Annotated in this window: 25 protein-coding genes; 14 read left to right on the top strand and 11 right to left on the bottom strand. The window is 68.7% G+C overall.

Annotated features, from left to right (window positions below; genetic code table 11):
- Positions 1 to 254: 254 nt before the first annotated feature.
- Positions 255 to 761, bottom strand: a complete 507-nt coding sequence (locus E3O60_RS18345) for an Rv3235 family protein (protein WP_174776453.1) — start codon at positions 759 to 761, stop codon at positions 255 to 257.
- Between the two features lie 205 nt (positions 762 to 966).
- On the opposite strand from E3O60_RS18345, the gene E3O60_RS18340 reads away from it, so the two are divergent.
- Positions 967 to 1,560, top strand: coding sequence for a hypothetical protein (locus E3O60_RS18340; RefSeq protein WP_134498910.1), 594 nt, complete (start codon positions 967 to 969; stop codon positions 1,558 to 1,560).
- 5 nt (positions 1,561 to 1,565) lie between these two features.
- On the opposite strand, the gene E3O60_RS18335 is transcribed toward E3O60_RS18340, so the two are convergent.
- On the bottom strand, positions 1,566 to 1,889 hold the full coding sequence (locus E3O60_RS18335; RefSeq protein WP_134480885.1) for a helix-turn-helix domain-containing protein: 324 nt from the start codon (positions 1,887 to 1,889) through the stop codon (positions 1,566 to 1,568).
- Between the two features lie 164 nt (positions 1,890 to 2,053).
- On the opposite strand from E3O60_RS18335, the gene E3O60_RS18330 reads away from it, so the two are divergent.
- Positions 2,054 to 2,710, top strand: a complete 657-nt coding sequence (locus E3O60_RS18330; protein WP_088455325.1) for an SAF domain-containing protein — start codon at positions 2,054 to 2,056, stop codon at positions 2,708 to 2,710.
- Positions 2,711 to 2,712: 2 nt separating this feature from the next.
- On the top strand, positions 2,713 to 4,191 hold the full coding sequence (locus tag E3O60_RS18325; protein WP_134498908.1) for a septum formation inhibitor-activating ATPase: 1,479 nt from the start codon (positions 2,713 to 2,715) through the stop codon (positions 4,189 to 4,191).
- Here the strand turns inward: E3O60_RS18325 and E3O60_RS18320 are convergent.
- Both E3O60_RS18320 and E3O60_RS18315 read right to left on the bottom strand, forming a co-directional pair.
- Positions 4,179 to 5,861, bottom strand: a complete 1,683-nt coding sequence (locus E3O60_RS18320; RefSeq protein WP_166789030.1) for a DUF5671 domain-containing protein — start codon at positions 5,859 to 5,861, stop codon at positions 4,179 to 4,181. The genes E3O60_RS18325 and E3O60_RS18320 overlap by 13 nt on opposite strands.
- A 5-nt stretch (positions 5,862 to 5,866) precedes the next feature.
- A complete protein-coding gene (locus E3O60_RS18315) occupies positions 5,867 to 6,370 on the bottom strand; it encodes a hypothetical protein (protein WP_134498904.1) in 504 nt (167 codons plus the stop codon).
- A gap of 49 nt (positions 6,371 to 6,419) precedes the next feature.
- Between E3O60_RS18315 and E3O60_RS18310 the strand changes: the two genes are divergently transcribed.
- Entirely contained in the window at positions 6,420 to 7,913 is a 1,494-nt protein-coding gene (locus E3O60_RS18310) for a sensor histidine kinase (protein WP_088455328.1), read from the top strand.
- Positions 7,914 to 8,002: 89 nt separating this feature from the next.
- Here the strand turns inward: E3O60_RS18310 and E3O60_RS18305 are convergent, their stop codons facing one another.
- Positions 8,003 to 8,251, bottom strand: coding sequence for a WhiB family transcriptional regulator (locus E3O60_RS18305; RefSeq protein ID WP_035837005.1), 249 nt, complete (start codon positions 8,249 to 8,251; stop codon positions 8,003 to 8,005).
- Between the two features lie 182 nt (positions 8,252 to 8,433).
- On the opposite strand from E3O60_RS18305, the gene E3O60_RS18300 reads away from it, so the two are divergent.
- The gene (locus E3O60_RS18300) at positions 8,434 to 8,871 is read left to right on the top strand and encodes a hypothetical protein (protein WP_241993312.1); all 438 of its coding nucleotides are present in this window, start codon (positions 8,434 to 8,436) and stop codon (positions 8,869 to 8,871) included.
- Here E3O60_RS18300 and bcp read toward each other — a convergent pair whose 3' ends face one another.
- The 3 genes from bcp to aroA are packed head-to-tail and all read right to left on the bottom strand — an operon-like array spanning position 8,872 to position 11,799.
- Complete coding sequence (bcp, locus tag E3O60_RS18295) at positions 8,872 to 9,345, bottom strand: thioredoxin-dependent thiol peroxidase (RefSeq protein WP_134407779.1); 474 nt, start codon at positions 9,343 to 9,345, stop codon at positions 8,872 to 8,874. It lies immediately after the preceding gene.
- A gap of 17 nt (positions 9,346 to 9,362) precedes the next feature.
- The gene (gene rsgA, locus E3O60_RS18290; RefSeq protein WP_088455330.1) at positions 9,363 to 10,427 is read right to left on the bottom strand and encodes a ribosome small subunit-dependent GTPase A; all 1,065 of its coding nucleotides are present in this window, start codon (positions 10,425 to 10,427) and stop codon (positions 9,363 to 9,365) included.
- Between the two features lie 10 nt (positions 10,428 to 10,437).
- A complete protein-coding gene (gene aroA / locus E3O60_RS18285; protein ID WP_134498902.1) occupies positions 10,438 to 11,799 on the bottom strand; it encodes a 3-phosphoshikimate 1-carboxyvinyltransferase in 1,362 nt (453 codons plus the stop codon).
- A gap of 125 nt (positions 11,800 to 11,924) precedes the next feature.
- On the opposite strand from aroA, the gene E3O60_RS18280 reads away from it, so the two are divergent.
- Together E3O60_RS18280 and E3O60_RS18275 are read left to right on the top strand one after the other, a co-directional pair.
- Positions 11,925 to 12,539, top strand: coding sequence for a sigma-70 family RNA polymerase sigma factor (locus E3O60_RS18280; protein WP_240632378.1), 615 nt, complete (start codon positions 11,925 to 11,927; stop codon positions 12,537 to 12,539).
- Positions 12,536 to 12,778, top strand: a complete 243-nt coding sequence (locus E3O60_RS18275) for a zf-HC2 domain-containing protein (RefSeq protein ID WP_088455333.1) — start codon at positions 12,536 to 12,538, stop codon at positions 12,776 to 12,778. The genes E3O60_RS18280 and E3O60_RS18275 overlap by 4 nt, the downstream gene beginning before the upstream one ends.
- 11 nt (positions 12,779 to 12,789) lie before the next feature.
- Here the strand turns inward: E3O60_RS18275 and E3O60_RS18270 are convergent, their stop codons facing one another.
- A complete protein-coding gene (locus tag E3O60_RS18270; RefSeq protein WP_088455334.1) occupies positions 12,790 to 13,119 on the bottom strand; it encodes a hypothetical protein in 330 nt (109 codons plus the stop codon).
- 160 nt (positions 13,120 to 13,279) lie between these two features.
- Here E3O60_RS18270 and E3O60_RS18265 point away from each other — a divergent pair, with 160 nt between their 5' ends.
- From E3O60_RS18265 to E3O60_RS18255, 3 genes are all read left to right on the top strand, one after another.
- On the top strand, positions 13,280 to 13,735 hold the full coding sequence (locus E3O60_RS18265; protein WP_088455335.1) for an Asp23/Gls24 family envelope stress response protein: 456 nt from the start codon (positions 13,280 to 13,282) through the stop codon (positions 13,733 to 13,735).
- Positions 13,736 to 13,838: 103 nt separating this feature from the next.
- A complete protein-coding gene (locus tag E3O60_RS18260) occupies positions 13,839 to 14,102 on the top strand; it encodes a GlsB/YeaQ/YmgE family stress response membrane protein (protein ID WP_088455336.1) in 264 nt (87 codons plus the stop codon).
- A 142-nt stretch (positions 14,103 to 14,244) separates the two neighbouring features.
- The gene (locus E3O60_RS18255; protein ID WP_134498921.1) at positions 14,245 to 16,449 is read left to right on the top strand and encodes an MMPL family transporter; all 2,205 of its coding nucleotides are present in this window, start codon (positions 14,245 to 14,247) and stop codon (positions 16,447 to 16,449) included.
- 61 nt (positions 16,450 to 16,510) lie between these two features.
- Here the strand turns inward: E3O60_RS18255 and E3O60_RS18250 are convergent, their stop codons facing one another.
- Positions 16,511 to 20,314 (bottom strand): multifunctional oxoglutarate decarboxylase/oxoglutarate dehydrogenase thiamine pyrophosphate-binding subunit/dihydrolipoyllysine-residue succinyltransferase subunit, encoded by a 3,804-nt coding sequence (locus tag E3O60_RS18250; RefSeq protein WP_088455338.1) that lies wholly within the window; start codon positions 20,312 to 20,314, stop codon positions 16,511 to 16,513.
- Between the two features lie 134 nt (positions 20,315 to 20,448).
- Between E3O60_RS18250 and E3O60_RS18245 the strand changes: the two genes are divergently transcribed.
- The 3 genes from E3O60_RS18245 to E3O60_RS18235 all read left to right on the top strand — a co-directional run bounded on the left by E3O60_RS18245 (position 20,449) and on the right by E3O60_RS18235 (position 24,473).
- Positions 20,449 to 21,888, top strand: a complete 1,440-nt coding sequence (locus E3O60_RS18245; RefSeq protein WP_134498900.1) for a GuaB1 family IMP dehydrogenase-related protein — start codon at positions 20,449 to 20,451, stop codon at positions 21,886 to 21,888.
- Positions 21,889 to 22,038: 150 nt separating this feature from the next.
- Entirely contained in the window at positions 22,039 to 23,409 is a 1,371-nt protein-coding gene (locus E3O60_RS18240) for a hemolysin family protein (RefSeq protein WP_134498919.1), read from the top strand.
- On the top strand, positions 23,406 to 24,473 hold the full coding sequence (locus E3O60_RS18235; protein ID WP_103430718.1) for a hemolysin family protein: 1,068 nt from the start codon (positions 23,406 to 23,408) through the stop codon (positions 24,471 to 24,473). Before E3O60_RS18240 ends, E3O60_RS18235 begins: the two co-directional genes overlap by 4 nt.
- A 3-nt stretch (positions 24,474 to 24,476) precedes the next feature.
- Here E3O60_RS18235 and E3O60_RS18230 read toward each other — a convergent pair whose 3' ends face one another.
- Entirely contained in the window at positions 24,477 to 25,328 is an 852-nt protein-coding gene (locus E3O60_RS18230) for a Cof-type HAD-IIB family hydrolase (RefSeq protein WP_088455341.1), read from the bottom strand.
- Between the two features lie 105 nt (positions 25,329 to 25,433).
- Between E3O60_RS18230 and E3O60_RS18225 the strand changes: the two genes are divergently transcribed.
- A complete protein-coding gene (locus E3O60_RS18225; protein WP_088455342.1) occupies positions 25,434 to 25,811 on the top strand; it encodes a VOC family protein in 378 nt (125 codons plus the stop codon).
- Positions 25,812 to 25,813 lie beyond the last annotated feature (2 nt).

Here is a 25,813-nt window from a genome sequence, read left to right as displayed (position 1 = left end):
CGCCGCCGCGCCCGCCGTCGCCGACGCTGAACCGGCCGTGCCGGCCGGCCCGCCGCAGCGCGGTGCCTTCGGCCAGCGCGCCGAGTCCGACACCCCGGCGGCCAACAACCGCGCCGAGCGTCGCACCCAGGGCAAAAAGAAGTAAGCAGCACGCGGCCAAACAACTGGGCCCGGTGCGGACAATTGCGTCCGGTACACCGGGCACAGTTGTCCGCTCGGGCAACAGTCGGCCGGCCGCAGGGGCGTCCGCAGGGTCAGAGCACGTTGATGGCGCTGGCCCGCCAGCGGTTGTCCAGCCCTTCCAGGCGCACCGCGACGGCGCGCACGCGCACCTTGCTGTGCACGATCACGACGGCCTCGATGATGCCGTCCCTGGGTTCGTTGATGCTCACCCGGCCGATCGTGATGGCGGGGCGTTGCGCGCGCTGCCCCTTGACCGCGCGGGCCCTGGCCGAGAGCACCACCCGCTTGAGCAGGTGCCTGTAGACGTCGTCGCTCACCCAGCGAGCCAATTGGTCGAGCTCCCTGGCGCCGGCCAGGACCTCGATGACGCACCGGGTGAGGTTGATCAGCAGGGGCTCCGGATCGGGGAGCACGGCGCGGGACGTCGGTTGATGGTCGAAGAAGTCGTCGGACTGGAATCCCTCGGCGGACTCGCGGGTGACGTCGGGAGCGGCCGCGCCGGGGGGAGTGCCCCGGGGATTGGGGCCGTTCGCAGACGGCGAAAGCAGGGGGTCGGGCTCGGCAAGTGGATCGCTCATGGGTTGCTCCAGATGCATGGATCCGTGGTGTCGACGAGGAGAGCGGGCTGTTGTGGCTGTCTAACGGGTGGAACACCGGATCGACCCCGAGACGGCTGAGGCCTTGGGCGACACTCAACCACCCGAAAACCGGTCTGTCTAGGCTTGTCCGGGCGGCTGTGGATAACGTCAGCGTCGCAGGCGGCCAGCCGACTACCGTCGGGGTGTGCGCTGGGACAATCTGTTCGACGACCTCGAAAGTCAGCTCGAGAACGAGTTGAACGCCGAGGACCTCGAGCTGCGCGCGGAGGAGGAGCGGTTGCGCCTGGGCCGGCTGGCGCTCCGTCAACGGCTGACCGGCGTGGTCAACGGTCCGGCGCCGTCACGGGTGCTCAGGGTGGTGCTTGTCGACGGCCAGGTCCTTACGGTGCGACCGACCACATTCGGCAGGGACTGGCTGGCCGCCGACCTCCTCGAAGCCGGTACCGGCAGCCCGCAGTGCATACTCCCGTTTGCGGGTATCGGCGCAGTCATCCTGCAGCCCGATCAGGTGCCGGACTCGCTGGCGGTCGAGACGGGGGCGCCGGCCCGGCTCGTCGACCGCATCGGCCTCTCGTTCGTTCTGCGAGATCTGTGCCGGCGCCGCAAGAGCCTGCAGATCCAGACCGGGGTGGGGCCGGTGACCGGGACCATCGACAGGGTGGGCCGGGATCATGTGGACCTGGCGGTGCACGCGCCGGGTACCCTTAGGCGGGCCGGTGAGGTGTGGCAGTACCGGATCGTGCCGCTGAACCAGATCCACCTGGTGCGCCTGGACTGAGACGATCAGGGCGGGGTGTCGACGCCCGTTGGGGGATCGGTGAGCTCGTCGGGGCGCAGAATCCGGCCCCCGGACAGCTCGGGGATGTTGCCGAAGTCGGACTGTTCCCAGAGCGACAGCCGGCGGGCCTCCTCGTACTTCGCCTCGATGTATGACTCGAGCACGACCCGCTCCACCCGCCAGGCGCCGGTGGCGCCGATGCGGATGGCGGGCAGCTCACCGGTTCGCACCAGATCATTCGCGGCGGCGAGCGAGAGATTCAGGATCTGGGCGGTGTCGGCGAGCGTCAGGAATCGGCCCACCGATGCGGAGGATACGGGATCGCTCATGAGAACGATTATCCGTCGTGTTCGCCGATCCCGTGGGGTGAGCCGACGACCTGTGGATAACTTCAGCGCGCTGCTCCAGGTCCCGTCACGATGGTAGCCAGCCTGAACCTGGCGAGACAGTGGATAAGCGAGACAGTGGATAAGACAGTGGACGAGGTGCGCGGATGAGGACAGGACAGCCGGCCGGTTCGGGCCGACCGACGACATCGACGAAGACCCGGTTCTGGTTCGATCCACGGTTCGCACTCGGCCTGGTTCTCGTCGTGGCCTCCATCGTCGGGGTCAGTGTCGTCGTGGCCGGCAGCGACCGCACCGTCGCGGTGTATGCGGCCAGGGTGCCGCTGGCCGTCGGCGATCGTCTGGACGCGGCCGACCTGGTCGAGACCGAGGTGCGGATCGGGGCGGCTGTGGAGCTGTACCTCACCCCCTCCCTGGTCCCCGCCGACGGCCTGGTCGTAACGCGCACCGTCACCGCCGGCGAACTCGTCCCGGCGGCCGCCGTGGGAACCCGGGCGGGCGAGGCCGTCACGAGCCTGGTCCTCGACCTGCGCGGGAGGCTGTCGACGAGCCTGGCGGCCGGGTCCGTCGTGGATGTGTGGTCAGCCGGCGAGGTCGAGAGCGGCCTGTTCGGCCCTCCGGCCGTCCTCGTCGGTCGGGCGGCCATCGTGCGCATCCTGGAGCCGTCCGGACTGATCCAGTCCGGTGACGGCCGAGCCGTGGAGGTGCTGGTGCCCAAGGACAAGGTCGCGGCGGTGCTGGAGGCGATTGCCAACGACGAGGCGCTGTCCCTCGTGGCCGTGAACGCCCCGATCGGAGGCTGACGATGACGCTGCTAGCCCTGGCCCTGGACCGGGAGACCGAGGACCGGCTGCTCGCCGACATCATCGAGCACGGGCACGTTATCGTCGCCCGGCCGGCGAACGTGCGCGAACTGCTCGCCGCGATCGACCGGCACGACCCAGAGGCGCTGATAGTGGGAGCAACGGCCGGCACCCTGACCATCGAGGTGCTCGCGGCCAGCGACGCGAACGGCATCCGCGTCGTCGCCCTCGCCGCGACGGAAGCGGAGCGCCGCTACGCCGCCGAGCTCGGCCTGCACGAGGTCGTCGACGCCGAGGCCGCCTGGGCCGAAATCGAACGCGTGCTGACGGAGGGCGGCGATATCCCGCTGCGCATCGACGATGGCCCACCGCCCGACGCCGTCCCTCCCGTACTGCCCCGACGGTCCGGCTCCGGACGACGGGCGAAAGAGGGCCGGCGAGCCGATCGGCCGGAGGCGCGTCGGGCCCGCCGCCGACCCAGGGCCGAGACCCCCACCGCCGACTCCGCGGCCGGCGACCCGTACGCATCCGACCCGTACGCATCCGACGCATTCGAGTCGGACCCGCACGCGTTCACCGACGACGTCACCGCGGGACTCACCGGATCGGGCACCGTGATCGCTGTGTGGGGTCCGGCCGGGGCTCCCGGCCGCACCACCCTGGCCATCAACATCGCGGCCGAGATCGCGGCCGCGGGTCACACCGTGGTGCTGGCGGACGTCGACACCTACAGCGGTTCGATAGCGCCGAGCCTGGGCCTCCTCGATGAGGCGCCTGGATTCGCGGCGGCCTGCCGACTGTCCGGTTCCGACACCCTCACGCCGGTCGAACTGGAACGCATCGCCCACCGCTACAACTCGCCACGGGGTGCCTTCTGGGTGTTGACCGGGATCGGACGACCGTCCAGGTGGCCCGAGTTGTCGGCGGAACGGGTCAGCGGCACGATCTCGGCGTTGCGGCGCTGGGCCGACTACGTGGTGCTCGACACGGGGTTCAGTCTGGAGAGCGACGAGGAGATCTCGAGCGACCTGTTCGCGCCCCGCCGCAACGCGGCGACACTGGCCGCCCTGGGGATCGCCGACCGGGTGGTGGCCTGCGGTCTGGCCGACCCTGTGGGCATGGCCAGGTTCCTGCGCGCCTGGAGCGATCTCACCGACGTGATCAGCACCCATCGGGTGTACGTCGTGATGAACAGGGTGCGCTCCAGCGCCGTCGGCCCGGCTCCCGCCGCCCAGGTGAGCAGTGCGCTGCGGCGGTTCGGCGGCATCGATGCGGCCGTTCTGGTGCCGCATGACCAGGCCGGGGTTGATGCCGCTGTGCTGTCCGGGCGCACCCTGCGGGACGCGGCGCCGCGGTCACCGGCCAGGTTGGGCATCCTCGCCCTCGTCCGCGACGAACTGCTGCCGGCCCCGGATGCCCACCCCGCCCGGCGGCCGTGGCGCCGGGTCTTCGCCTGGCGGCGAACGGCTCAGGCCACCTGAGCCGCCGCCACCGGGATCACCGTGAGTGTGCCGTCGACGCCGACTATCAACAGGACCCTGTCGCCGCTGACGCCGTGCAGGGCCTGCTCGACGTGCGCCGGATTCGGCAACACCGCGGTCCCGCCGGCCCGCTGCCAATAGACCACGGGTGCGCCGGTGAGTCGGCGCAGATGCGTCACGACGGGCTCCGCGCCGGGACCCATGACCAGCACCAGCTCGCCGACCACCCCGGCCGGCGGGGCGGCCGGGGCGCTGGCAGGCGGAGCCGGGGGAGCGGTTGCGGCGGTCGCGGCTCGGTCCTGGCGCCAGACCGTGAAGTGATATCCCGCCACCAGAGCGGTGGCCGCGAGCAATCCGAGGGGCGCTCGGATACGGTCCAGGAGTCCGGGGTCGCCGGCCAGAACGGTGTCGAAGAGCCGGAAGCCGATGACCAGGAGTGTGATCAGGGCGACGATGGCGCTGATGCCGAATACCACCACGAGATAGACGCTGCGGCCGGCGGAACGGCGAGGGTCGGCCGCCGGCCCGGTGGCCGGCCGCCAGGTGAGCCACCACACCGGCCCGCCGACCAGCAGCGAGCTGATGCCGCCGAGCAGCAGGGTGCGGGGGTCCGACCCGGACAGCGGAGTGGTCGCGGTGGCCAGGAGCGCGTTCACGATGACTCCGAGCCCGGTCGCGGCGGCGACCAGCGAGATTCCGCTGGTCACGAGGGTGCTCGCCTGGCGCACAGCGGCGGTCCGCCGACGCACCACCCCGCGGTGATAGACCCAGATCAGGCCGCCGACGAGGGCTGCAGCAATCGCCGGCCCCAGCGGCTCACACACCACCGCAACAGCGTCGGTGCGGTCGACGGCCAGCCGTAGCAGCACGAACACGACGGTGCCGGTACCGGTCAGGGTCAGCAGGGCACCACCCAGGATGCCGACGCCGACCAGGGCCACCCCGGCCAGGGTGGTCCCGGCGGTGCGGCCACCGTCGCGGCGCCAGTGCCACCACCAGACCAGAGCGCCGCCGGCCGCCCAGACCAGGGCCTGCACGGCACCGGTCCACCAGGGCGACCCCACTGACCCGGCCGCACCATCCGTGCCCAGCCCGACGGCGAGGGCCTCGTCCACGAGCATCGTGAGCGCAGTCACCGCGCCGCCGGCCCCGATCACCAGCCCGAACGTGCCGCCGAGCACCGCGGCGGTGCCGGGCAACCGAGTGGGCCGCCGGTCGGTTCGGCGCAGCACAAACCCGTGCCCGGCCCACACGCCCGCCCAGACCAGACCCGTCGCCGTCTCGGCTGTGACGGCCTCAGCGGTCACGGCGGCGGCGACGGCGCTCAGCAGCGCCGTGGCTGAAACGACCAGGGCGAGGGTGCCCATGCCCACCAGGTACAACGCCCAGGCCAGCGACGCCCGCTCCGGCGGATCGGCCAGGCGGCGCCAGGCGAACCAGCCCAGAACCGCCGCCAACGGTCCAGCGATCAGGGTGAAGGTCAGCGACACCGCGAGGCCGACGGTGTCGGTGCCGGCGAGCTGCTCACCGGTGACCACGTCGAACAGCCGGCCCAACAGGTCGCTCACACCGCTCGCCGTGAGCACCACCAGCACGAAGAGGATCGTGTACACCACGACCCTGCGCACGATCGGTGCGGCACCTGGACGCGGCGAGGTCGCCGCCGTCATCGCGGTCACGGGGTGTCTCCCTGGCTGCGGGGCGGGCACACGGTGAGTCGCCACGGCGCCTCGTCGATGAGCCAGTCTTCGTCGACCCGCACCAGCTCGAAGGCCTCCTCTGCTTCATACTCCGACGACCCGAACGGGCCGCTGCCGTACGAGGTGATGATCAGCACCCGCACGTCGGCGGTCGAGCCTCGTTCGGTGGTGTCGACGAGGTTGATCCGGATGTCGTCGGTGGCCGACGAGTCCGCCGCGGTCTCCCCGCTGTCGCAGTCCGCCAGTGCGGCAGCGCTCAGGTAGCGGGCCGCGCTCGTCTCATCGCCGTCCAACACCGCCGTCGAATATCGCTGCACCACCCCGCCGGGCGTGCCGGCGTCGAGGAGGGCGGGCTCGCTCCGGGTGAACACCACGACGAGAGCCACCGCGACGAGAAGGATGATCAGGCCCAGGACCACCCAGAGCGCCGGGTCTCGCCGGGCGGGCGATGCGGGAGTCGGAGGAACAGCAGAGGTCATATCGAGAGCATGGCGTATCCGCCGCTGCGGCACCACATAGGCTGGTCACGTGTCGACGCTCAGTGATCTCGTACTTGCCCAAGGCCGCAACAGCGCGGAGGACGTCGATTGGCTGCACATGCTGGTCTCCGACGGCCAGCTGCTGGCCGACCTCGCCTTCGCCGACATCGTCGTGTGGGTGCCGACGCTCGGTGGCAGCTTCGTCGCCGTCGCCCACGCCCGGCCGTCCAGCGCCGCCACCCTGTTCTACCGGGACTTCGTGGGCCAGGAGATCAAGGCCGAATGGCGCAAGCAGGTGACCGAGGCCTTCGACACCGCGAAGATCATCGACACCACGGCGCCGGACTGGTACGAGGAGACCCCCACCAGGGTGAGGGCCATCCCGGTGCGCCGCCGCATCAGTTCCAGCGGCGCCGAGATCACTCCGGAGCCCATCGCCGTACTCACCCGGCACACCAACCTCAGCGAGACGCGCACCCCCGGCCGTCAGGAGCTGACCTTCAACGACTGCGCGAACGACCTGTTCGCCATGATCGCTTCCGGCGACTTCCCCGACCTGGGTGCCCCGACCGGTCCTCGGCGCGGCGCCCCCCGGGCGTCGGATGGCCTGATCCGGCTGGATCTGGACGGCGTCACCACTTTCGCCAGCCCCAACGCGCTCTCCGCGTTCAACCGGATGGGCTTCGCCGACGAACTCGAGGGCGAGTCGCTGGCCGAGGTGACGACGAGCCTGCTCTCCGGCAAGGCCGTGGTCGACGAGTCCCTGCCCCTGGTTGTGACCGGCCGGGCCCCGTGGCGCACCGACATCGAGGCCCGAGGGGTGACGGTGTCGCTGCGCGCCATCCCGATCCGCAACCGGGGCGAACGGATCGGCGCCATCGTGCTCTCCCGCGATGTGACCGAGCTGCGGCACCAGGAGCGCGAGCTGATCACCAAGGATGCCACCATCCGGGAGATCCACCACCGGGTCAAGAACAACCTGCAGACCGTGGCGTCGCTGCTGCGCATCCAGGCGCGGCGCACCCACTCCGACACCGCCCGCGAGGCCCTCAACCAGGCCATGCGCCGGGTGGCGGCCATCGCCGTCGTGCACGACACCCTGTCCTCGGGCCTGAGCCAGAACGTGGACTTCGACGCCGTGTTCGACAGGGTACTGCTGCTGATCGCCGAAGTGGCCTCCGCGCACAACACCACGGCGCACCCGAAGTCGTCCGGCAGCTTCGGCATCCTGCCCAGCGCCTACGCCACCCCGCTGGCCCTGGCACTGACCGAGCTCGTCACCAACGCCGTCGAGCACGGACTCGCCGGCCGGGAGGGCGAGGTCGCCATCGAGGCCGAGCGCAACGAGGAGACCCTCACCGTGCGCGTCCGTGACAACGGTTCGGGGATGCCGGAGGGCAAGGTCGGATCCGGGCTCGGCACCCAGATCGTCCGCACGCTCATTCAGGGTGAGCTCAGCGGCACGATCGACTGGCACACCATGATGGACAGCGGCACAGAAGTCACCATCGAGATCCCGCTGCGCTTCATGGAATTCGACTGATCGAATCAACCGGCGGCACCGCGTCGCGATACAACAAAACGGGCGAGCAGCCGAAGCTGCTCGCCCGTTCAGAAGCTAGAGGAGAGGCTCTAAGAGGCGCGGCGTGCGCGGGCGGCGCGGCGCTTGAGGGCGCGGCGCTCGTCTTCGCTGAGGCCGCCCCAGACGCCGGAATCCTGCCCGGTCTCGAGAGCGTACTGAAGGCAAACCTCCGTGACGTTGCAGCGGGCACAAACGGATTTGGCCTTCTCGATCTGGTCGACTGCGGGACCAGTGTTACCGACCGGGAAGAAAAGTTCCGGGTCAGCGGTAAGGCAGGCTGCTTTATCGCGCCAATCCATAGGGGTGCTCCTTTATTGCGGGGGGATGCCTGGCCGATCGGCCGAAGATGCGGGGATGCCCAGGTTGCAGGAAGGTCAGATCTGCGAAGAGATCTGCTCACCACCCTGTGAGCGTCAACCGGGCCTTAAATATGGTCCCATAATAGGGATGTCAAATCAATAGTTTTGTATGGGATATCGCTGTGAGACAACCGTTCGACCCCAGCCAGGACGGCCTGGACGCGCCCAGGCCGGCCCGTCGGTCCCGCGCGCTCATCGCGCTGGTGCTGCTCCTGGCCGCCGAAGCCGCCCTGCTCTGGGCGGCCGTGCTGTGGCTGATCCTGGAGCTGCTGACCGATCAGCCCGCCTCCTTCGCCAGCGCACTGGCGATTCTGGTGCTCACCATCGTCGCCGCGGTCTGGGTGTCGGCCATCACCGTCGGCGCGCTCCGCGGGCGTTCCTGGATCCGGGCGGCGGCCGTGACCTGGCAGCTGGTTCAGGTCTTCGTCGCCATCGGCTGTTTTCAGGGCCTGTACGCCAGGCCGGACCTCGGCTGGGCGCTGCTCATCCCGTCGGTGCTCGTGATCGTGCTGCTGTTGACCCGCAGCGTGGTCGAGGCCACGAGGCGCCGCGAGCCCTAGTTAGATCCCGAGCTTCTTGCGCAGGCTGGCAACGTGGCCGGTGGCCTTCACGTTGTAGAGGGCCAGTGTCACCAGACCGGCTTCATCGATCACGAAGGTCGAGCGCAGCACGCCCGTGACGATTTTGCCGTAGAGGTTCTTCTCTCCCCAGGCGCCGTAGGCGCGGTGAACGGCGAGGTCCTCGTCGCTGAGCAGCGGGAAGGTGAGGTGATCCTTTTCGGCGAAGGTCGCCAGCTTCGCCATGGTGTCCTTGGACAGGCCGAGCACCTGGTAGCCGGCTGCGGCGAGCGAGCCCAGGCTGTCGCGGAAGTCGCAGGCCTGGGTGGTGCAGCCCGGGGTCATGGCGGCCGGGTAGAAGTACACCACGACCTTCTGGCCGCGGTAGGAGGCCAGGCTGACCGAGGCGCCGTCCTGGTCGGTGAGGGTGAAGTCTGGGGCCGTGTCGCCGGCTGCGAGCCGCGTGGAATCCGTCATGGAACCCACGCTACCGGTCAGTTCTCACCCGGGCGGTGCGCCGGCGCGGCCGCGAAGGTGGCCAGGAGGCGCTGGAGCGAGTCCAGGCGGGCCTTCCCGGTGTCGCCCAGGGTCCCGGCAGCCACGGCCTCGTTGATGGCGCAGTCCGGCGAGCTGGGCAGGTGCGTGCAGCCGCGCGGGCACTTCTCGGCGATGGTGGCCAGGTCGGTGAAGGCGCGCAGGATGTTGTCGGTGTTGATGTGGCCCAGGCCGAAGGAGCGCACGCCGGGGGTGTCGATGACCCAGCCGCGTCCGGCCTCCGTTTCGAGCCGCAGCGAGATCGTCGACGAGGAGGTGTGCCGGCCGCGGCCGGTGACGGTGTTGACCACGCCGACGGCGCGGTGCGCGTCGGGCACGAGGGCGTTCACCAGGGTGGACTTGCCCACGCCGGAGTGGCCCACGAAGACGGTGTCGTGGCCGACCAGCGCCGCGGAGATTTCCTCGAGGGGCATGGCGTCGTCGCGGCTCTGGAACACGGGCAGGTCCAGGCCGGCGAAGTTGTTCAGGAACTCGGCGGGGTCGGCGAGGTCGGTCTTGGTGATGCAGAGGATGGGGGAGACCCCGGCGTCGTAGGCGGCGACGAGGTAGCGGTCGACGAGACGGATGCGCGGTTCCGGGTTGGCCGCGGCCACCACGATGAGCATTTGGTCGGCGTTGGCCACGATCACGCGCTCCACGGCGTCGGTGTCGTCGGCGCTCCGGCGCAACAGGGTCTCGCGGGCCACGATGCGCACGATGCGGGACAGGCTGCCCGCGGCGCCGGTGGTGTCGCCGACGATGTCGACGCGGTCGCCGGTGACGACGGCGTGCTTGCGCAACTCGCTGGCGCGCGCGGCGGTGACCCGGCGTTCGGTGGGTTCGTTCTCGTCGAGCATCACCGTGTAACGACCGCGGTCGACGGAGAGGATGCGTCCGGTCAGGGCGTCGCCGTGCTCCGGCCGGGTCTTGGTGCGCGGTTTGGTGCCCTTACGGCCCGGGCGAATCCGCACGCTCGATTCGTCGAACTCCGGCTCATCGTCATCCGGGCTCGACCACCAGGTCATTCTGTGCCCGTCACGAAGCGACCGGCCCGGACACCAGGCCGTGCCACAGCTCGGCGAACTGCGGGAGGGTCTTCGCCGTCGTGCCGATGTTCTCCACCTCGACACCCGCGACGACCAGCCCGAGCAGCGCTCCGGTGGTGGCCATCCGGTGGTCGTCGTAGCTGTGCCAGGTGCCGCCGTGCAACGGCCGCGGCTCGATGGCGAGTCCGTCCGGCAGTTCGGTGACGTGGCCGCCGAGATTGTTGATCTCCGTCGCCAGGGCGGCGAGCCTGTCGGTCTCGTGGTGGCGGATGTGGCCGATGCCGGTGATGGTGCTCGGGGAGTCGGCCAGGGCGGCCAGGCCCACCAGGGTGGGGGCCAGCTCGCCGCCGGTGGACAGGTCGAGGTCCACCCCGGTGATCCGGCCGGTGCCGGTGACCCTGAGCCTGTCGCCGTCGACGGTGACGGTGGCGCCGAAGCGCGGCAGCAGTTCGGCCAGGTGGGCGCCCACCTGGGTGGTCGTGGTCGGCCAGCCCGTGATGGTGACGCTGCCGCCGGCGACCAGAGCCGCGGCCAGGAACGGGGCGGCGTTGGAGAGGTCGGGTTCGATGTCGACCTCGGTGCCGCGGATCGGACCCGGTTCGACACACCAGACGCCGACCTCGGGGCTGGTGACGGTGACGCCGCGCTGCGCAAGGGTGTGAATGGTCATCTCGATGTGCGGCAGGCTCGGCAGGCGCTCGCCGGAGTGGCGCAGCCGCAGGCCGTTGGTGAAGCGGGGGGCCGCGAGCAGCAGGCCGGACACGAACTGGCTGGAGGAGGACGCGTCGATGGTCACCTCGCCACCGTCCAGGCCGCCGGTGCCGTGCACCGTGAACGGCAGGGCACCGCGACCGTCGTCGTTGATGTCGGCGCCCAGCGCGCGCAATGAACTGATCGTGGTCTTCATAGGTCGGCGTTTGGCGCCGGCGTCACCGTCGAAGGTGGTCGGGCCCAGCGCGAGCGCGGCGACCGGCGGCAGGAACCGCATCACGGTGCCGGCCAGACCGCAGTCGATCGTGGTGGAACCGAACAGCTCGCCGGGCGTGATGCGCAGGTCGGGGCCATATTCGCCGTCACCGTCGACGGACTCGATGGTTGTGCCGAGCTGCCGCAGCGCGGCAACCATGAGGTCGCTGTCCCGCGAGTGCAGCGGGGCGCGCAGCACCGAGGGCGCGTCGGCCAGGGCAGCCAGGACGAGTTCACGGTTGGTCAGCGACTTGGAGCCGGGCAGCGACAGGGTTGCCGTCAGCGCTCGCGGCGCGACGGGGGCCGCCCACAGGGCATCCGTCTCTTCGGGCGAATTGTCGCCGTATGGATCGAACTCCGGCTTGGAATATCTCGAGATCAACATCGGTTATCAGAATAGTCGGGATTGCCGATACACAGTGAGGCACAGGAGGTCACGTGAGCGCATCCACGCTTATGGAACGCACGGCCGCGACGCCCAGTGGCGTCGACGGCTTAGAATTGCCCGTGATGACAACAGATACAACTGCCACGCGGGACCTGTTCGAAGCACAGGCCATGCCGTTCATCGACCAGCTCTACGCAGCGGCGATGCGGATGACACGGAACCCCTCTGACGCCCAGGACCTCGTGCAGGAAACCTTCGTCAAGGCGTTTGCGTCGTTCAAGCAGTTCGAGCAGGGCACCAACCTCAAGGCGTGGTTGTACCGGATCCTCACGAACACCTTCATCAACACCTATCGCAAGAAGCAGCGTGAGCCCTACCAGGGCACCATCGACGACCTCGAGGACTGGCAGCTGGGCGGCGCGGAATCCACGACGGCGACGTCGAGCCGCTCCGCGGAAGCCGAAGCGATCGACCACCTGCCCGACAGCGCCGTCAAGGACGCCCTCCAATCGATCCCGGAGGACTTCCGCCTGGCGGTGTACTTCGCCGACGTCGAAGGCTTCTCCTACCAGGAGATCGCCGAAATCATGAAGACCCCCATCGGAACGGTGATGAGTCGCCTGCACCGTGGCCGCCGCCTGCTGCGCGAGCTGCTGGCCGGTTACGCCCTCGAGCGCGGACTCGGCACCGGCCAGAGCGCACCGATCAAGAAGACATCCGGGAGCACAGGAAAATGACCGATTGCGGTTGCGAGAAGGCCAAGGCCGAACTCGAAGAGTATCTGCACAACGAACTCCGCAAGGAGGACGCCATCGACATCCGGGAGCACCTGGAGCACTGCCCGGACTGTCGCAGCGAACACCACGTCGGGCGCACCCTCACCGAGGTGATGCAGCGGGCCTGCAAGGAGACCGCTCCCGAGGACCTGCGCGATCAGGTCTTGCTGCGGCTGCGTGCCATCCAGTCAGCGCACTGACGGCAGGCGCACTAGCCGATCCGCGCCACCTTCACTTCGATCGTCGTCACGGCAGGGTCGCCTGACTCGACGAAGTACTCCTCGATGGTGTCGTAGACCCTGCGGCAGACCTCCGTCGCCGCGTCAGCGTCCGCGATGCCGATGGCGACGGATGCCGTGACGCCCTCGTCCGTCTCGGTCAGTGTGACGAATTCCGGAGCCGTCGGCTTCGCCGTGATCGCCCCGACAACCTGGTGCACCACGGTGGCCACGATGGGCGCTGCCGGGTAGAGTTCGTCAACGCCCGGAACCTGTTCGACGGCTGCGGCCAGCTCCTCGGTCGGCTTCGTGGATGTGCTCATGACATCTCCAGTCTCGGGGGAGCGGGTGGTACCAGATCAGTGTAGATCTTCGGCGCTGAAAAAACTTTCCTGCGAATCCGTGACGAATCGAGCGTGGGCCGCGTCGTAACTTAGACGATGCAATTTCTGCCCTCATCGAGGACTACCAAGGAGTTTCCAGATGTTCAGTAGCACCCCCGAGCAGCCGACCTCGGCCACCACCCTGCCGGCCAACGCCGGCGAGGTGACCGACGGTGCTGTCGACAGGGTGGGGCAGGGCGTCACGACCATCAAGGACAGCGTCATCGCCAAGGTGGCCGGTCTGGCCGTGCGCGAGGTAGCGGGCGTGCACTCCCTGGGCAGCGTGCCGACCAGGGCCCTCGGTGCGATCCTCGACGCCATCAGCAGTGCCGACGTCAACCCCGGCATCTCCGTCACGGTGAGCGACGACGACGTCGCCGTCGAAATCGTGCTCGTCGCCGACTATCCGGTGCCCCTGACGGCTCTCGCCGATCAGGTCCGCGCCGCGACGACGCGAGCCATCGAAGGTTTGGTGGGAATCGCGGTGTCAACCGTGAACGTGACCATCACAGACATTTACGTGGCCAAGGAACCCGAAGACAATGACGTCGCTTAGGTTCCCGGCCGCGTAATCAAGCCGGCTCGCAAGAGCCCGGTCGGACATGCACAGCACGTCCGAAACACCAGCAGTACCCACACCAACAGAAATGAGACACTCCATGGGGTTTTTCGGATTCCTTCTTCTCGGCCTCCTCGCGGGCGCCATCGCCAAGCTGATCCTCCCGGGCAACCAGGGTGGCGGATGGTTCATCACCCTTCTGCTCGGCGTTGTCGGCGCACTGCTCGGCGGATTCCTCGGTAGCGCCCTCTTCGGCGCACCGCTTGAAGACTTCTTCTCCATCCAGACGTGGCTTCTCGCCATCGGCGGATCCATCATCGTTCTGCTCATCTACGGCTTCGCCGTGGGCCGTCGCAAGGCGTAACAGCAGCGGGGTCTCCCCGGAGTGGAAAGGCGGCACTCGCACCCACAGGGTGCGGGTGCCGCCTTTTTCGATTTCCCGGTCACGATCTTCCAACTTTCGGACGACGCAGCGGTTTGCACGCTCGCCTACGCTCGGGACTGTGATGAAGACGACTGACCCCGCACCGCACTCAGACCCGGAGCGCCGGACCAGACGGACCGGCTCCGGCAGCCGGGTGCCGCTCTGGCTGCGCATCCTGATACCCACGATTTTGATCCTGGTCTGGTTCGTCATGTTCGGTGCCGGCGGGGCGTCGTTCGGCCGGATCAGTGACGTGTCCACCAACGACCAGGTGCAGCAGCTGCCGGCCAGCGCCGACGCCACCAAGGTGCAGGCGTTGCAGGCCGAGTTCCGGGGGGATGACGTGCTGCCCGGTGTGCTGATCTACGAACGCTCCGGCGGACTCACCGAGGCCGACCAGGCCGCGATCACCGACCAGATCGCCGACCTGGCCCAGCTGGACGGCGTCGTCACCGAAAGCGTGTCGCCGGCGATCTTCTCCGAGGACGGGGAAGCGGCCGAGGCGATCCTCACCCTCGACACCGCCATCACCCCGGCCGACACCGTCGAGTCGATCCGCGCCTACCTCGCCGAGAACCCCATCGAGGGCGTCGATACCTATGTCACCGGACCGGCGGGCCTGATCGCCGACCTCACCGGTGCGTTCGCCGGCATCGACGGCATCCTGCTGCTCACCGCCCTCGCGGCCGTGCTGGTGATCCTCGTGATCGTCTACAGATCGCCGCTGCTGCCCGTCATCGTGTTGTTCACCAGCCTCGCGGCGCTCTGCGCCTCGGTGCTCGTGGTCGTCGCGCTGGCCAGCGCAGATGTGCTGATCCTGACCGGACAGACGCAGGGCATCCTGTTCATCCTCGTGATCGGGGCAGCGACGGACTATTCGCTGCTCTACGTCGCCAGGTTCCGCGAAGCCCTGCGGGACCACGAGAAGAAGTGGGATGCGACGCTCGTCGCCCTGCGCGGTTCGTTCGAGCCGATCCTGGCCGCCGGCGGCACCGTGATCGTGGGTCTGCTGTGCCTGCTGTTCAGCGACCTGAACTCCAACAAGGCCCTCGGCCCGGTCGCCGCGATCGGTATCGGCTTCGCCCTCCTGGCCGCACTGACCCTGCTGCCGGCGCTGATGCTCTGGGCCGGCCGTGCCGCGTTCTGGCCGGTGCGCCCGAAACTCGGCTCCGCCCACCCCGGCCTCGACGGCGACAACGCGAAGGGGGCCTGGCCGTGGCTGGCCAGGCTGATCAGCCGCCGGGCCCGGCTCATCTGGGTCGCAAGCACGCTCCTTCTCGCCGTCGCCGCCATCGGCGCGTTCCAGTTCAAGGCGGATGGCGTTTCACAGAGCGAATTCGTACTCGGCACCTCAGAGGCCCGGGACGGCCAGGCCGTGGTCGGGGAGCACTTCCCCGGCGGATCCGGCACCCCCGCCGTCATCATCGGCCCGGAGTCGGAGCTGCAGGCGATGACCGATGTGCTGCTCGCCAACGGCGGTGTCGATTCCGTCACCGTGCTCTCCGAGGAGTCCGTCAGCGGCACCCTGCCGGTGACCGGCGACGGTGTGCAGGCGTTCGGCCCTCCGGGCACCCCGGTGGGCGAGCCGACGGTGATCGATGGCGACGTGATGCTGCAGGCGACCCTCACCGACGTGGGCGACTCCGCCCCGGCCGAAGCCACGGTTCGCGAGCTCCGGGTGGCCCTGGACGACGTGGCCGGCACCGTGCTGGTTGGCGGCACCACGGCCATCGCCGTGGACACCACCGACACGGCCATCCATGACCGTAACCTGATCATCCCGATCATCCTCGGCGTGATCCTGGTGATCCTGATGCTGTTGCTGCGCTCGATCCTCGCGCCGGTGCTGCTGATAGCCACGGTCGTGCTCTCGTTCGCCGCCGCGCTCGGTGTGGCGTCGTGGGTCTTCGACGGCCTGCTCGGGTTCCCCGGCGCTGACCCGGTTGTTCCGCTGTACGGATTCGTCTTCCTGGTGGCCCTCGGGATCGACTACAACATCTTCCTGATGACCAGGGTGCGAGAAGAGTCCATCCGATTCGGGACCCGGACCGGGATCCTGCGCGGACTCGTCGCCACGGGCGGGGTGATCACGTCGGCCGGTCTGGTGCTCGCCGCCACGTTCGCCGCGCTGGGCGTGCTGCCGATCCTGTTCCTGGCCCAGCTCGCGTTCATCGTCGCGTTCGGGGTGCTGCTGGACACCTTCGTGGTGCGCTCGCTGCTGGTGCCGGCCCTGGCCCACGACATCGGCCCGAAGATCTGGTGGCCGAGCAAGCTCGCCAAGTCCTGACCGCCTCGTACGAAGAAGGGCCGCACCCTGGCGGGTGCGGCCCTTCTTCGTGTGCGTTGCGTTAGAGGGTGAGTGCGCTCTTGAGCAGCTCGGTCTGTTCCGCGGCGTGACGCTTGGCCGAACCGGCGGCGGGAGACGCGGACGCGGCCCGCGAGAACAGGCGGATCGGGCGCGTGCCGAGCTTGTTCGTCTGCAGGTAGAAGAACGGCCAGGCACCCTGGTTCTCCGGCTCGTCCTGCACCCAGGCCAGTTCGGCGTTCGGGTACTGCTCGGCGACCTGCTTCAGTTCGGCGCCGGGCAGCGGGTAGAACTGCTCCAGGCGCACCAGGGCGATCTCGGGGTTCGGGTTCTTCTCCAGGTCGGCCAGCAGGTCGTAGTACAGCTTGCCGGCCATGAACAGCACCCTCTTGACGGCGGCCTTGTCCTGGATCCGCGCATCGTCGATCACCGGTTCGAACTTGCCGCTGGTGAAGTCGGCGACCGGGCTGGTCGCTCCGCGCAGGCGCAGCATCGACTTCGGTGTGAAGACGATCAGCGGGCGACGCGGACGCATGTACGCCTGGCGGCGCAGCAGGTGGAAGTACGACGCCGGCGTCGACGGGCGGGCGACGGTCATGTTGTTCTCGGCGCACATCTGCAGGTACCGCTCGATCCGGGCGGACGAGTGGTCGGGGCCCTGACCCTCGTAGCCGTGCGGGAGCAGCAGCACAACGCTGGAACGCTGGCCCCACTTCTGCTCGGCCGAGGAGATGAACTCGTCGATGATGGTCTGGGCGCCGTTCGCGAAGTCACCGAACTGGGCCTCCCAGAGCACGAGGGCATCGGCCCGCTCCACGGAGTAACCGTATTCGAAGCCCATCGCCGCGTATTCGCTGAGCAGGGTGTCGTAGATCCAGAACCTGGCCTGGTTCTCGCTGAGATTTGCCAGCGGCAACCACTCCTGGCCGTTCATCCGGTCGTGCAGCACCGCGTGACGCTGCACGAAGGTGCCGCGGCGGGCATCCTGGCCGGCGAACCGCACCGGAGTGCCCTCCAGCAGCACCGACCCGAGCGCGAGCAGTTCGCCGAAGCTCCAGTCGATGTTGCCGTTGCGGCTCATATCGAGGCGCTTCTGCAGCAGCTGCTGCAGCTTGTTGTGCACGGTGAACCCGGCCGGCTTGTTGTTGAAAGTGTCGCCGATGAGGTGCACGACGCTTTCGGGCACCCCGGTGGTCTCGGGTTCACCGACGGCGTCGTCAGGGGCACCGTGGCCGGCGAGTCCGCGGGCCGCCGCGGCCGCTTCGCCGGGCGTGATGATCGGGATCGACGAGGTCTGGGCGGCGTGCGTTTCCAGGAACGCCCGTTCCAGGCGGTCCTGGAAGTCGGCGTGGGCCGCTTCGAACTCCGCCTGGGTGATGTCGCCGCGTCCGACCAGCGCCTCGGTGTAGAGCTTCCGCACGCTGCGCTTGGCCTCGATGAGGTTGTACATCAACGGCTGCGTCATCGAGGGGTCGTCGCCCTCGTTGTGGCCGCGTCGGCGGTAGCAGACGAGGTCGATCACGACGTCGCGCTTGAATTCCTGCCGGTACGCGAACGCCAGTTCGGCGACCCGCACGACGGCTTCGGGGTCGTCGCCGTTCACGTGGAAGATCGGGGCCTGGATGGTCTTGGCCACGTCGGTGGAGTACACCGAGGTGCGGCCCTCACCGGGAGGCGTGGTGAAGCCGACCTGGTTGTTGACGACGAGGTGGATGGTGCCGCCGGTGCGGTAGCCGCGCAGCTGAGACATCTGCAAGGTCTCGAGCACCACGCCCTGGCCGGCCATGGCGGCGTCGCCGTGCACCAGGACGGGCAGGGTGGAGAACGTGCCGATGGGCTTGCGGTCCTGCTTGGCGCGCACGATGCCCTCGAGCACACCGTCGACGGCCTCGAGGTGGGACGGGTTGGCGGCCAGGTACACGGCCACCTCCTCGCCGTTGGTGCCGCGGAAGGTGCCCTCGGTGCCGAGGTGGTACTTGACGTCGCCGGAGCCCTGCACGCTGCGGGGGTCCTGGGTGCCCTCGAACTCGCGGAAGATCTGGCCGTAGGTCTTGCCGGCGATGTTGGTGAGCACGTTCAAGCGGCCGCGGTGGGCCATGCCGATGCAGACCTCGTCGAGGCCGGCCTCCGCGGAGCCCTGCAGGATCGCGTCGAGCAGCGCGATAGTGGACTCGCCGCCCTCGAGGCTGAAGCGTTTCTGGCCGACGTACTTGGTCTGCAGGAACGTCTCGAACGCCTCGGCCTCGTTGAGCTTGCCGAGAATGCGCATCTGCTCGTCGTGGGTGGGCTTGACGTAGGTCTTCTCCATTTTCTCCTGCACCCACTTGCGCTGGGCCGGGTCCTGGATGTGCATGTACTCGATGCCCGTCGTGCGGCAATACGAGTCCCGCAGCACGCCGAGGATGTCGCGCAGTAGCATCGTGCGCTTGGTGCCGAAACCACCGGTGATGAACTCGCGGTCCAGGTCCCAGAAGGTGAGGCCGTGGCTGGCGATGTCCAGGTCAGGGTGGGTGCGCTGCTGGTACTCGAGCGGGTCGATGTCGGCCATCAGGTGGCCGCGCACGCGGTAGGCGTTGATCAGTTCCTGCACGCGGGCGGTCTTGTCGACGGCGCTGGCCAGGTCGACGCTGATGTCGGGGGCCCAGTGGATGGGGTCGTACGGGATCCGGATCGCGGCGAAGATGTCTTCGTAGAAGTTGTGCTGGCCGATGAGCAGCTCGTGCACGATCTTGAGGAACTCACCCGAGCCGGCACCTTGGATGACCCGGTGGTCGTAGGTGCTGGTGAGGGTGATGGTCTTGGAGATGGCCAGGCTGGTGAGCGTCTTGACGCTCGCGCCCATGAACTCGGCCGGGTAGTCGAGCGCGCCCGCGCCGATGATGCAGCCCTGGCCCTTCATCAACCGCGGCACCGAGTGCACGGTGCCGATGCCGCCGGGGTTGGTCAGTGACACCGTGGCGCCGGAGAAGTCGTCGGCGGTGAGCTTGCCCTTGCGGGCGCGGCCGACCAGGTCTTCGTAGCTGGTCAGGTACTCGCCGAAGGTCATGGTGTCGGCCCGCTTGATGGCCGGGACCATCAGCGAGCGGGTGCCGTCGGGCTTGGGTAGGTCGATTGCGATGCCCAGTCCCACGTGGGCGGGGGCGATCACCGAGGGCTTGCCGTCCTGCTCGTCGTAGTAGACGTTCTGGCTGGGGAACATCTTGAGCGCCCGGATCAGTGCCCACCCGATCAGGTGGGTGAACGACACCTTGCCGCCGCGGGCCCGCTTCATGTGGTTGTTGATCACGATGCGGTTGTCGATGAGGAGCTTCGCCGGGATGGTGCGCACGCTCGTCGCGGTGGGCACGGTGAGGCTGGTGGCCATGTTGGCCGCGAGGCTCTTGGCCATGCCGCGGAGCGGGGTGACGACATCCTGCGGGGGAGTGGGCGCGACGGCGGAGACCACGGGCTGTGGGGTGGTGATCGGGGCGTCGGCGGGAACCGGCTCCGGCTTGGGGGCGATCGACGTGGTGCGGGCCGTGCGCGGGCCGCCGAGAACGGGGATCGGCGCGGTGATCGGGTGCGCTTCGGCCGTCGGCGTCGCGGGTTCCTCTGCCAGCGGGGGAACCTCTGCGGCGGCGGGGGCGATGCTCGAGGCAGCACCCTCGGAGGCCGGGGCGTCCTGCTCTGCCTGCTTCGGCGCCGTTGCACTCTGGTGGTAACTGTCCAGAATCGGCCACCAGGCCCGATCCACCGAGTTCTTGTCGATGAGGTAACGTTCGTAAAATTCGTCTACGAGCCATTCGTTGGCTCCGAATTCAGCAGAGGCCGTTTCTTCGGACCCACCGCCGGTCAACTGGTTCGACACAGCTGATCGCCCACTCTCTTCGTTGATTCTGATTGTCCATGGCGATCACAACCGCCGGGTCAGTGTGTTGATATCAAGACTAATCCCATCGAGGTGCTGCACCGGTACGGCTTGGGAGGACTAGCGTTAAAAACATGCAGTTCTATGGAGCGGTTCCCCGCCACGATTTGACCTATTCCGACGTCTTCCTGGTGCCCAGCCAGTCTGCGATCAGCAGTCGGCTCGACGTGTCCCTCGCGCCGGGAGACGGCACCGCGGCCACGATCCCGATCGTCTCGGCCAATATGAACTCGGTGACCGGTCCCCGGCTGGCGGCATCTCTCGCCCGGCGTGGCGGCCTCGGCGTGTTGCCGCAGGACATGCACCTGCAGGACCTGGATGCGGCCATCCGCTGGGTGAAGTCGCAGCCCGTGCAGTACGACACCCCGTTCGTGTTCGCCCCCGACGCCACCGTGGCCGACGCGCTGCGCCAGGTCCCGCCGGTCACCGGTCAGGGCCTGGTCATCCACGACGGTGACGATGCCTACCTGGGCTGCATCGACGCGGCCAGGCTCGCCTCGGCGTTACCGGACGCCCGCCTGGGCGATCTGCTGCACGGCCCGCTCACCTCCCTCGACGCCGAAGACATCGACGGGCCGCGCAGCGCTTTCGACGTGATGACGGCCGCCGACCTCGACTTCGCGCCGGTGTTGCTGCGCGGCAAGCTGATCGGCACGCTCAGCCGCAAGAGCGCCCTGCGCTCCACGCTGTACCAGCCGGCCGTGGATGCGTCCGGCCGGCTCCTCGTCGCCGCCGCCGTCGGGATCAACGGCGACGTCGCCGCCAAGGCCCGCGCGCTCGCCGCCGCCGGCGTCGACGTGCTCGTGCTCGACACCGCGCACGGCCACCAGGCCGGCATGATCCGCGCGCTGCGCACGGTTTCGGAGCTCAAGCTCGGCATCCCCATCGTGGCCGGCAATGTGGTCACCGCCGACGCCGTCGAGCACCTCGTCGGCGCCGGGGCGAACATCATCAAGGTGGGCGTCGGGCCCGGCGCCATGTGCACCACCCGGATGATGACGGCCGTGGGGCGCCCGCAGTTCTCCGCCGTGATCGAGACCGCCGAAGCCGCCGGCAAGCTCGGCGCACACGTCTGGGCGGATGGCGGGGTGCGCTACCCGCGCGACGTGGCGCTCGCGCTCGCCGCCGGGGCCGCGTCGGTGATGATCGGGTCCTGGTTCGCGGGCACCATCGAAGCGCCGGGCACCCTGGACACGGACGCATCCGGCGCCCTCTACAAGGAGAGCTGGGGCATGGCATCGACCAAGGCCGTGCAGCAGCGCTTCGACAGGCTCGACGCCTACGAACTGGCCCGCAAAACCCTGTTCGCCGAGGGCATCTCGTCCTCGAAGATCTACCTGGACCCGTTGCGTCCCTCGCTCGAAGACCTGCTCGACATGATCACCTCCGGGGTGCGCAGCTCGTTCACCTACGCGGGGGCGGCCAGCGTGGCCGAATTCCACGACCGGGCGAAGGTCGGAATCCAGTCCGCAGCCGGCTACGAAGAGGGCAAGGCGCTCGTGGTTTCCTGGTAACGCAGGCGTGTTACCGCGCAGGCAGCCCCGGTATAGCAGGCAGCCCCGGTATAGTTGACCCTCTAATGGACGACCCCCCTTCTGCGAATTCACCCGACCATAAACCCTCGCCCGTGACCCGCGGCGGTGCTGCCCGTGTATGAGTGGATCATGCTCGGGATCGGCCTGATCCTGACCCTGGGCACGGGCCTGTTCGTGGCCAGCGAATTCGCGCTGGTCAACCTCGACCGATCCGACCTCGAGGCACGCCGCGACCGCGGGGAAACCCGCCTGGCGATGACCATCGCCGCGCTCAAGATCACCTCGACGCACCTCTCCAGCGCCCAGCTGGGTATCACCCTGACGACCCTGCTCACCGGGTATGCGCTGGAGCCCGCGATCAGTTCCCTGCTCGCGGGACCGCTGGGCCTCGTCGGCATCCCCGAGCCCGCGGTGCCGGTGGTGGGATCGGCCGTCGCCATCGTGCTCGCGACCCTGGTCTCGATGATCGTCGGTGAGCTCGTGCCCAAGAACTTCGCCCTGGCGCTGCCGATCCAGACCGCCAAGGTCGTCATCCCGTTCCAGACCGTGTTCACCACGGTGTTCAAGCCCGCGGTGACCGTGCTGAATGAAAGCGCCAACGGCCTCCTCCGGATGGTCGGCATCGAACCCAAGGAAGAGATCTCCGGGGCCCGCACTGCCGAGGAACTCTCCTCGCTCGTGCGCCGGTCCGCCAGCGCCGGCCTGCTCGAGGCCGACACGGCGACCCTGCTGCACCGCACCCTGCTGTTCTCCGGGCACACCGCATCCGACGTGATGACCCCCCGCCCCCGGCTCGCCAGCATTCAGCGCAACGCCAGCGCGCAGGCCGTCATCGACCTCACCAGGCAGACCGGCTACTCCCGCTTCCCCGTCATCGACGAGAGCGCCGACGACGTCGTCGGCATCGTCCACGTCAAGCAGGCCGTGGCCGTACCACGCAAACGACGCTCGGACGTGCCGGTGTCGGCCCTGCAGTCTGAAGCGCTGCGCGTGCCGGAGACCATGAAGCTCGACGGGTTACTCGGCGAGCTGCGGGGCCGCGGCTTCCAGATGGCCGTCGTCGTCGACGAATACGGCGGAACCGCCGGCGTCGTCACCCTGGAGGACCTGGTGGAGGAACTCGTCGGCGAGGTCGCCGACGAGCACGACCGCACCAGGGCCGGCATCGTGCGCTCGCAGGGCTCCCTGACCTTCCCCGGCATGCTGCGGCCGGACGAGCTGCACGAGCGGGCCGGCCTGACCGTGCCAGAGGACGGCCCATACGAGACCGTCGCCGGCTACGTGATGAGCGAACTCGGCCGGCTGCCCGTCGTCGGCGACCTCGTGCGCATCGCCACCGGTGAACTGCGGGTGGAACGGCTCGACGGCCGTCGCATCGACCGTTTGCGCTACACCCCTGACCCTGTCGAACCCGGCGCGTCCGCGACCGGCGCCGTGCGCACCATCCAGAAGGCACCAGTGACCACTTCATCACAGACCAAGCGGGTGAGCGGCCGATGAACGACTGGGCCGGACTCGGCTGGCTGTTCGTGCTGCTGCTCGGCAACGCGTTCTTCGTCGCCGCCGAATTCGCCGTGATCTCAGCGCGCCGCTCCCAGATCGAACCCCTCGCGGAGGCCGGCAAGCGCAGCGCCAAGACCGCGCTGTGGGCCATGGAGCATGCCACGCTGATGCTGGCGACCTCCCAGCTGGGCATCACGGTGTGCTCGCTGCTGATCCTGAACGTGTCGGAGCCGGCGATCCACCACCTGCTGGAGATCCCGCTGAAGCTCACCGGGCTCCCCGAGGAGGCCATCGGCACCATCGCGTTCATCATGGCGCTGCTCATAGTGTCGTACCTGCACGTCGTCTTCGGCGAGATGGTGCCCAAGAACCTCTCATTCTCGATCCCCGACCAGGCCGTCCTGATCCTGGCCCCGCCGCTGGTGTTCTTCGGCCGCCTCGTCAAGCCCGTCATCGTTGCCCTGAACTCCACCGCCAACGGCGTGCTGCGCTTGTTCGGTGTTGCACCCAAGAACGAGGCTACGAGCACTTACACTCTCGACGAGGTGGCAACCATCGTCACGCAGTCCACCAGGGAGGGCGTGCTCAGCGACGACTCCGGCGCGCTGTCGGCGGCGTTCGAGTTCACCACCAAGACGGCCAAGGACATCGCCGTGCCGCTGGACCAGCTGGTCACCCTGCCGGAATCGGCCACCCCCGCCGACGTGGAGAAGGCCGTCACCCGGCACGGATTCTCGCGCTACGTGCTCGACTACGAATCCGGCGAGCCCAGCGGTTACATTCACCTCAAGGACGTGCTCGGCCTGGACGTCGACCCGGTCGACCCCGTCGACACCGGCAGGACCGGCTACACCGACCCGATCCCGGCCAAGCTGATCCGCCAACTGGTGTCGATCTTCGAGGACACCGACCTCGAGGATGCCCTGGCCACCATGCGCCGCTCCGGCGCACACCTGGCCCGCACCTTCACCGTCACCGGCGACGCCACCGGAGTGCTGTTCCTGGAGGACATCATCGAGGAGCTCGTCGGCGAAGTGCAGGACGCCACCCGCCGGCTCTAGGTGTCAGGCCGTTGCCAGCGCCGGCAACGCCGCGAGGATGCTCGTGATGACGCCCTCATCCAGGTTCGACGGAGCCTGGTGCCTGGCCCGCGCGCGGATGCTCGGGTGGCCGTTGGCGACGGCATAGGAGTGCCCGGCGGCGTCGAGCATCTCGGCGTCGTTCAGGTAATCGCCGAAGGCCATGGTCTGCTCCCGGCTGATGCCCAGGTGCTGCTGCAGACGGATGAGCGCCGTGCCCTTGTTGGCTCCCGGCCGCATGACGTCGACCCAGTTGGCGCCGGAGACGACAACATCGGCGGCCAGGTCGAGGGCGCGAACGGCCGGTCCGGTGCGGGTCTCGGCGCGGCCGGCGTCGAAAATCGCCAGTTTGAGCACGTCATCGTCCGCGGCGGCCACCGTGACATCGGCGACCGTTGCCAGGGCCGCGTAGTACGGACGCACCTGCGCGACGAAAGCCTCATCGGTCCGTTCGATGTACGCGGACCTGGCCCCGCACACCACGATGCCCAGGTCGGCGCCGGCGGCGGCCTGGGCCCGCACCCACTCGACGACCGGGGCGATGATCGATCCGACGACGGGTTCGATGGCGATGCTGACGCCGTCCCGCACAATGTTGGTGCCGTTCTCGGCGATGTAGACCAGCCCGTCCCGGTCGCCGAAGACGGCCTGCAGCGTCTGGTACTGACGCCCGCTTGCCGGGGAGAACAGGATCCCGGCCGCCAGGATGCTCTCCAGCAGCGGCCAGAAGCGCCCGGGGACCGCTCCGTCGGCGTCGAGCAGGGTGCCGTCCATGTCGCTGGCGATCAGGCGGATGTCGGTCGGCCGGCTGGTGGCGGTCTCACTCGGGTGGGTCATTCGGTCCAGCCTAGTTCTTCTCGCCCGGCGACGACCGGGCCCCCTCGTGGGCCCGGGGCACCCGGCGTACCCTGACAGGCATAGCTGGAAAGCGAGGACACACTCATGTTGAGTCAACTGGAAACCGTGGCGGTCCTGCCCGCCAGGGACATCAAGCGGGCCCGGTCCTTTTACACCGACAAGCTCGGCCTGGAGCCCACCGACGTCCGCGAGGGCGAGATGCGCTTCCGCACCCCCTCCGGCGGGTCGGTGCTGGTGTACGAAACCGAGAACGCGGGCACGGCCAAGAACACGGCCCTGATCTGGATGGCCGACGACGTCGACGCCGAGGTCGCCCGGCTGAGGGAGGCGGGCGTGGTGTTCGAGGAGTACGACCTGCCCGGCCTGAAAACCGAGAACGGCATTGCCACCACCGACCAGGAACGTGCCGCCTGGTTCAAGGACTCGGAGGGCAACATCCTCTGCGTCGCCCAGGAGGTATAGGT

Source organism: Cryobacterium sp. TMB1-7, from assembly GCF_004402435.1.
Classification (GTDB): domain Bacteria; phylum Actinomycetota; class Actinomycetes; order Actinomycetales; family Microbacteriaceae; genus Cryobacterium; species Cryobacterium zongtaii.
Note: the sequence above shows the minus strand (reverse complement) of the source record. Positions and strands in the feature narration are given on the sequence as shown.

Coding starts and splice junctions, on each gene's coding strand:
- rsgA (WP_088455330.1), bottom strand. CDS start 10,427: ATGACCTGGTGGTCGAGCCCGGATGACGATGAGCCGGAGTTCGACGAA.
- E3O60_RS18305 (WP_035837005.1), bottom strand. CDS start 8,251: ATGGATTGGCGCGATAAAGCAGCCTGCCTTACCGCTGACCCGGAACTT.
- E3O60_RS18320 (WP_166789030.1), bottom strand. CDS start 5,861: ATGACGGCGGCGACCTCGCCGCGTCCAGGTGCCGCACCGATCGTGCGC.
- E3O60_RS18240 (WP_134498919.1), top strand. CDS start 22,039: ATGCTCGGGATCGGCCTGATCCTGACCCTGGGCACGGGCCTGTTCGTG.
- E3O60_RS18335 (WP_134480885.1), bottom strand. CDS start 1,889: ATGAGCGATCCCGTATCCTCCGCATCGGTGGGCCGATTCCTGACGCTC.
- E3O60_RS18315 (WP_134498904.1), bottom strand. CDS start 6,370: ATGACCTCTGCTGTTCCTCCGACTCCCGCATCGCCCGCCCGGCGAGAC.
- E3O60_RS18225 (WP_088455342.1), top strand. CDS start 25,434: ATGTTGAGTCAACTGGAAACCGTGGCGGTCCTGCCCGCCAGGGACATC.
- E3O60_RS18265 (WP_088455335.1), top strand. CDS start 13,280: ATGTTCAGTAGCACCCCCGAGCAGCCGACCTCGGCCACCACCCTGCCG.
- E3O60_RS18280 (WP_240632378.1), top strand. CDS start 11,925: ATGACAACAGATACAACTGCCACGCGGGACCTGTTCGAAGCACAGGCC.
- E3O60_RS18255 (WP_134498921.1), top strand. CDS start 14,245: ATGAAGACGACTGACCCCGCACCGCACTCAGACCCGGAGCGCCGGACC.
- E3O60_RS18235 (WP_103430718.1), top strand. CDS start 23,406: ATGAACGACTGGGCCGGACTCGGCTGGCTGTTCGTGCTGCTGCTCGGC.
- E3O60_RS18245 (WP_134498900.1), top strand. CDS start 20,449: ATGCAGTTCTATGGAGCGGTTCCCCGCCACGATTTGACCTATTCCGAC.
- E3O60_RS18275 (WP_088455333.1), top strand. CDS start 12,536: ATGACCGATTGCGGTTGCGAGAAGGCCAAGGCCGAACTCGAAGAGTAT.
- E3O60_RS18270 (WP_088455334.1), bottom strand. CDS start 13,119: ATGAGCACATCCACGAAGCCGACCGAGGAGCTGGCCGCAGCCGTCGAA.
- E3O60_RS18260 (WP_088455336.1), top strand. CDS start 13,839: ATGGGGTTTTTCGGATTCCTTCTTCTCGGCCTCCTCGCGGGCGCCATC.
- E3O60_RS18345 (WP_174776453.1), bottom strand. CDS start 761: ATGAGCGATCCACTTGCCGAGCCCGACCCCCTGCTTTCGCCGTCTGCG.
- E3O60_RS18230 (WP_088455341.1), bottom strand. CDS start 25,328: ATGACCCACCCGAGTGAGACCGCCACCAGCCGGCCGACCGACATCCGC.
- E3O60_RS18325 (WP_134498908.1), top strand. CDS start 2,713: ATGACGCTGCTAGCCCTGGCCCTGGACCGGGAGACCGAGGACCGGCTG.
- aroA (WP_134498902.1), bottom strand. CDS start 11,799: ATGTTGATCTCGAGATATTCCAAGCCGGAGTTCGATCCATACGGCGAC.
- E3O60_RS18330 (WP_088455325.1), top strand. CDS start 2,054: ATGAGGACAGGACAGCCGGCCGGTTCGGGCCGACCGACGACATCGACG.
- bcp (WP_134407779.1), bottom strand. CDS start 9,345: ATGACGGATTCCACGCGGCTCGCAGCCGGCGACACGGCCCCAGACTTC.